The sequence below is a fragment of the Tabrizicola sp. YIM 78059 genome, from assembly GCF_004959785.1.
Lineage (GTDB): Bacteria > Pseudomonadota > Alphaproteobacteria > Rhodobacterales > Rhodobacteraceae > Tabrizicola > Tabrizicola caldifontis.
The window spans coordinates 1-382 of sequence record NZ_SJZH01000077.1 but is presented as its reverse complement, the minus strand read 5'-3'; the positions used below and the strand labels follow the sequence as shown (position 1 = coordinate 382).

Sequence of the window (382 nt, the reverse complement as noted above, 5' to 3'; positions counted from 1 at the left end):
TGCAGGAACTGCGGAAAGCCAAGGACCTGACGCAGGTGCAGCTTGCCGAAGCCCTCGGCATCCAGCAGGCGACCGTCGCGAAGTACGAGCGCCAGAGCGATCTGCTCCTGTCGACCTTGTCGAGCTACGTGCGCGCGATGGGCGGCTCGCTCAAGCTCATGGTCGAGTTTCCCGGCAAGGCACCTGTGGCGCTCGAGGGGCTCGGCGAGACCGAGGAGCCGCGCCGCCGCCGTCGTGCCGCGCGCGACGACGGGCGCGCTGCCGCCCGCGCATGATCATCCGATCCGCCCCTCCACCCAGTTCGCCACGATCAGCCCCGGTACGCTGTCCAATGCCCGGTCGGCATCCCGCGCCAGGTCCAGCCGCTTCGGCAGCTTGACCT

The 382-nt window shown here is 69.6% G+C and carries 1 protein-coding gene; it reads left to right on the top strand.

Going from position 1 to position 382, the window contains the following annotated elements; all coding sequences use genetic code 11:
- The coding region (locus EZM81_RS18115; RefSeq protein WP_136646750.1) for a helix-turn-helix transcriptional regulator at positions 1-275 on the top strand (275 nt) is incomplete at its 5' end.
- Between the last annotated feature and the right edge of the window lie 107 nt (positions 276-382).